4 protein-coding genes and 3 pseudogenes are annotated in these 3,618 nt (G+C 36.5%); 4 read left to right on the top strand and 3 right to left on the bottom strand.

Annotated elements, in window-relative coordinates:
• Nucleotides 1-161, bottom strand: a pseudogene (locus tag P618_RS08970) (IS701 family transposase); the annotation flags it as partial.
• 465 nt (nucleotides 162-626) lie between these two features.
• Between P618_RS08970 and P618_RS05860 the strand changes: the two are divergent.
• Both P618_RS05860 and P618_RS00415 read left to right on the top strand, forming a co-directional pair.
• Nucleotides 627-857, top strand: a complete 231-nt coding sequence (locus P618_RS05860) for a hypothetical protein (protein WP_021826904.1) — start codon at nucleotides 627-629, stop codon at nucleotides 855-857.
• A gap of 20 nt (nucleotides 858-877) precedes the next feature.
• A complete protein-coding gene (locus P618_RS00415; protein ID WP_021826903.1) occupies nucleotides 878-1,552 on the top strand; it encodes a D-alanyl-D-alanine carboxypeptidase family protein in 675 nt (224 codons plus the stop codon).
• A gap of 307 nt (nucleotides 1,553-1,859) precedes the next feature.
• On the opposite strand, the gene P618_RS00410 is transcribed toward P618_RS00415, so the two are convergent.
• A complete protein-coding gene (locus tag P618_RS00410) occupies nucleotides 1,860-2,063 on the bottom strand; it encodes a hypothetical protein (RefSeq protein ID WP_024160976.1) in 204 nt (67 codons plus the stop codon).
• A 416-nt stretch (nucleotides 2,064-2,479) separates the two neighbouring features.
• Here P618_RS00410 and P618_RS00405 point away from each other — a divergent pair.
• Together P618_RS00405 and P618_RS00400 are read left to right on the top strand one after the other, a co-directional pair.
• Nucleotides 2,480-3,143, top strand: a pseudogene (locus tag P618_RS00405) (IS5 family transposase).
• Nucleotides 3,140-3,355, top strand: a complete 216-nt coding sequence (locus P618_RS00400; protein WP_024160975.1) for a hypothetical protein — start codon at nucleotides 3,140-3,142, stop codon at nucleotides 3,353-3,355. Before P618_RS00405 ends, P618_RS00400 begins: the two are co-directional and overlap by 4 nt.
• Before the next feature lie 135 nt (nucleotides 3,356-3,490).
• On the opposite strand, the pseudogene P618_RS08965 reads toward P618_RS00400, so the two are convergent.
• Nucleotides 3,491-3,618: pseudogene (locus P618_RS08965) on the bottom strand (IS701 family transposase); the annotation flags it as partial.

Genomic DNA, 3,618 nt, shown 5'->3' with positions numbered 1-3,618 from the left:
CTCCATAAATTTGAAGAGCTGTAATCTTTTGAACGTAAATGACGAGTCATTTGATCATGGCTAATTTCGCCTTGAAACATATTGGCTAAACCAGTCGATGTTGCATAGTGATTTTGACTTATCAAATAGTCGCTATACATATCAAGAAGATCCAGTTTCATTTTTTGTCCTTAAAAACTTATGGACGAAAAATATGATTATTTCAAGCAAAAATCAACTATTGCTGCGTAACATCAGTTAGTTAATTAGTGCTTTTTTATTTTATCACAATTTAACTAATTTTGCTATATAATCATTAACGTAAACTTAAATCATTGAAATATTCTCTTTGATATTATTTTTAAAGAGGCTGAGCGAAATCTGTCAATCTTTGATCATAACCCAACCCATATGTTGTTGGGAACAAATAAATCTATTCTTTCAAAAACATCTACTAAAGATCTATTCAAAAATCAATTTTTATGATAGAATAAAAATCAGGCTTATTAAAAAATACATGTTAATTTCTTGAGTTAGATCAGTAGAAAAAAAATAAAAAGTTATTAAAATGTGTCTATTTTCTTCTGTTTTACTGTATTTTGAAGTAAAACAATACTACTTTTTATGAGTAAAGGTAAAGAAAAATAATGAAAGAGAGTATTTTAGTGAAAATAATTAGTAAATATTCCGTAATATTAACAATGTGGATGTGTGCTGAGGCGTTAGCAAAAAAACAGCAATTTTGCTACGTAATTCTTGATCCTATTAGTCGGTCTGTAATTGAAGGCGTCAACGAAGAGCGTAGAATTTTCCCCGCTTCCTTGACAAAATTAATGACGATGTTTATTACATTTGATGCATTAGCAAAAAAAAAATAACGCTGAATACTCCTTTTTACGTGTCTAAACGTGCAAGCGAGTGCCTTCCTATGAAACTTTGGGTAAAACCGGGGCAAAAATTAACGGTGAAAGAGTGCATTCAGGCAGTATGCGTCTTTTCTTGTAACGATATTGCCACGGTTATTGCAGAAAATTTAGCTGGCAGCGTACCAGCATTTGTCCAAATGATGAATCGTAATGCGCGCAAAATTGGAATGCGGAATACGGTCTTTAAAAATCCCTCTGGATGGCATCACCCTGATCAAGTAACTTCTTCCAAAGACATTGCTTTGCTAATGCGAGCAATTTGGGTTCGATTTTTTAACTACGGACATTTTTTAGGAACGAAAAGTTTTTCGTATCAAAAGAGGATATATCATAATACAAATCGTTTATTAGGAAAAGTTGAGGGATTATGTATGGGAAAAACAGGATATACCTCACATGCGGGATACAATTTATCTACCTTAACCATAAGAAATCATCGCCCCGTTATTGTCGTGGTTGTAGGCGCTGCAAGCGGTCAGACGCGCAATAAAAAAGTGCTTGATTTGATAGAAAAATTTTATTACAGATACGGTAAAAAAAGACAACATTCTACAAAACTTCGCTTAGCTTGTTTACAAAAAATTAAGAAAAAAACCCCTGTTATTCGTAAAATTGTCAAGAGAAGAACGCAAAAAATTATTTCATGAAAAGGACCTTTAATATCGTAGACTTGTTTTCGTATTGCGCAAATGTTTTTTGAGAGTTTTTACCTAAAGATAGATAGCAGCGTTTTTTGATAGTGATTAAAGATTTCTGGTGTCGTAAGAGCACACCAAAGCTTGATTGATCCGTAATACCATAAATTCCCTTCTTGGAAACTACTTTAGTAGGTCTCGTTATGGCGTCCTAGGTGATGTCTTGTATTATTATGATATTGCTCTACGCATACAGTGCCTGATTTTCCAATACTATGGCGGTTTTTTTGTAGAACTTTAGAGAAAGCATTGCAATTTTTCAGATGTTTGACTTTTTCGTAAAGTTGTGTGAATGTTGCAGCATCACGATTCCCTGTAACCTAGGCAACAGTTCTGCGTGTGCTATGATCAACGGCTTTGATAATCCAGAGTTTTTGACTTTTTTTTGGAAAAAATGCCGCATTTCATCAAATTCCACTGCTTGAATGTGAACTGAAACCTCAGATTCTTGTATTTTTTTCATCTCTGCCACAACCCACCTATATATAATAGAAGGAAAATTATGCCTTAGCTAAAGAGTATAAAATGACGCATAAGGCTTTTTTGATAGCGTTTTCCTTTTTGCCCCTCTTGTCTACCTTCAACAAAGGTATAACCTCATTCCTTCACTTATAGCGCTGAACCTTGCGTACTATACCGTTCCTTATGCAGTTTTCGGAATTACACTTCTTGCAATGCATTGCTGATGACCTTCATACGACACTATAGTCGTATGTTGACATAAATCTATCTAAACGTCAAAACTCTCGAGCGTTTTATCTGCAACAGAAGCAAGAGATTGTGTGTGAATTCAGACGCGTTTTTAGATAGTGTAGTCACGAGATAGGAAGTATGATATAAGTGATGCAGTTATTTCATGAATGAATGCATAGGTATTGTATGTCAGAAGCCCATCGTCGCCACGATATTTCAGACCGCGTATGGAGTTGTGTTAGAGCCTCATTTACCAGGACGAGAAGGGGGTTGGGGCGGGAGAGCTCAAGATAATTGCCAATGTATTAATGCCATTTTTTGGATCTTAAGGACAGGAGCGCCATGGCCAGATTATGGAAGCTGGAGCAATACGCACCGTCGTTTTATCAGATGGAGAGACAAAGGTATCTGGGAGAAGTTGCTCGAAGAATGAGTTGATGTTCCGGATTATAAATGGCTGGTGATTGATGCAAGTCACATCAAAGTGCATCCTCATACAGCTGGTGCGAAAGGTGGCAATCAAGAGATGAGCCGCTCAAAAGGGGGCTTAATACAAAGGTACATCTGGCCGTGGATGCGCATGGTATGCTGCAGTCAGAATCATTATTACAGACGGTACCACGGCTGATTGCACGCAAGCTTGGCAATTGATAAGCGGCATCGCAGCCGAGTATTTCTCGCAGACAAAAGCTATGATAAAGATTTATACAAGTTGCGGCATCTTGTTGAAAATGCATTTCTCCATCTCAAGCGCTGGCGCGGTATTGCAAGCCGTTATGCGAAAAATGTCAGATCATTCTTGACAGCAGTACAAATTCGATGTATCGCTTTATGGGCTAATATCTCGTGACTACATTATCTAAGCTTCCGCTTGATGATGTTTATAGTGCTTTGAAAGAGAAGATTCTCAATCTCATGTGCTCTAATCTGCATCGATGCCTTAAAAGAAATAGTCTAAATGTCTTACCTAAAGAAGGGGCGGCTCTTGAAAAAAAGAAATTTATCCCTTTGGATTTGTTCATATTGACAGTACAGAAGGTCCTCACAGATCAAGGGAAATAGCGACCTTTTTGTGGCCATTGATCGGGCCACAAAGTACGTTTATGTCGAGCTCCATTCAAAGATGTCGGTTAACGAGTCAAGTGCATTTTTGAAAAATCTGATCGCCCATTGTCCTTTTAAAATAACGAACTCATCTTACGTAGCACCTTTCAAAATTTGAAGTTCATTGAACATTAAAACATTGGCTTTTAACAATAATTTTTGTTTTATTGCAAAATGATTCAATGAGGTTTTCACTTTCAATAATTCTAATTTGCAGTATG

Origin of the sequence: Holospora obtusa F1 (genome assembly GCF_000469665.2) — a bacterium.
Classification (GTDB): Bacteria; Pseudomonadota; Alphaproteobacteria; order Holosporales; family Holosporaceae; genus Holospora; species Holospora obtusa.
The sequence above is the reverse complement of the archived record's forward strand: the minus strand, read 5'-3'. Positions and strand labels throughout refer to the sequence as shown.

Excerpts from the sequence above, each read along its gene's own strand:
- P618_RS05860 (WP_021826904.1), top strand. The coding sequence starts at position 627 with ATGAAAGAGAGTATTTTAGTGAAAATAATTAGTAAATATTCCGTAATA.
- P618_RS00410 (WP_024160976.1), bottom strand. The coding sequence starts at position 2,063 with ATGAAAAAAATACAAGAATCTGAGGTTTCAGTTCACATTCAAGCAGTG.